This window comes from Providencia sp. PROV129 (genome assembly GCF_028482245.1).
Classification (GTDB): domain Bacteria; phylum Pseudomonadota; class Gammaproteobacteria; order Enterobacterales; family Enterobacteriaceae; genus Providencia; species Providencia vermicola.
The window spans coordinates 1-1,084 of the sequence record NZ_JAMPQD010000065.1 but is presented as its reverse complement, the minus strand read 5'-3'; the positions used below and the strand labels follow the sequence as shown (position 1 = coordinate 1,084).

General features: G+C 49.4%; 1 protein-coding gene. It reads left to right on the top strand.

The genetic code is table 11. The features are described from left to right. Nucleotides 1-1,084: VENN motif pre-toxin domain-containing protein (locus PSF27_RS20815; RefSeq protein WP_272682198.1), on the top strand; the 1,084-nt coding region annotated here is incomplete at both ends.

The following is a 1,084-nucleotide window of genomic DNA, read 5'->3' as shown; positions in this document are numbered from 1 at the left end:
CACCGACAAATACGACTCGAAGCAAAAAGGCGGTAGCTTGTCGGGTAGCATTGGCACAGGGTTGAATACCACGGCATCGGTGAATGTGAATAAAACCGAGATGCACAGTGATTATCAATCGGTGGATAAACAAACGGGTATCAATGCAGGCAAAGGCGGTTTTGATATTACGGTGGGCAATCACACCCAGCTCGATGGTGCGGTGATTGGCAGCACGGCAGAGGCCGAGAAGAACAAGCTCGACACGGGCACACTGGGCTTTGGGGATATCAAAAACAAAGCGGAGTATAAAGTGGAAAGCCACAGTGGCGGGTTTAGCACAGGTGGCTCGCCATTTGAAGACCAGTTAGCGGGTAATGCGGCAGGTTCGTTATTGACCAATGTGAATAACAAAGGGAAAGACAGTAATAGCACGCATGCGGGGGTGTCGGAAGGTGAGATTGTTATCCGCGATAAGGATAATCAGAAACAGGATGTCAATACGTTAAGCCGTGATACTGATAATGCCCACGAGAAGCTGAACACGATTTTTGACAAAGAAAAAGAGCAGAAACGGATAGAGAAAACGCAGCTAGTCGGCGAGTTAGGTAAGCAGATTACGGATATTGCGGTGACGGATGCAACCATAAAAGCCACGAAGGATGTAGATAGAGCGCACCCTGAGTTGAGTGGCAAGGAAAGAGAAGATGCTATTCAAGCTCAAGTTAACAAATCTGAATGGGGCGTGGGAGGCGATAAACGCCGCATAGTGGAGTCGGGCACAGCGTTAATCCAAGGCTTGGTGAATGGGGATGTAAATAAAGCGGTGGCGAATGCGAGTGCGCCGTATATCGCGAATCAAATAGCGCAACATATCCCAGCTGAAAATAAAGAGGGTCGTATAGCGGCGCACGGTATTGCGAATGTTGCATTAGCACTGGCAAAAGGTGAAAATGCAGGAGCGCAATCGTTAGGTGCGATGACGGCAGAAGCGGTGGGAATGCTGTCGCAAGAGCTGTATAAGAAAAAGCCAAGTGAGCTAACGGAAGATGAAAAATCGACGGTAAGTGCGTTTGCGAGCCTGGCCGCGGGTATAGCGGGAGGG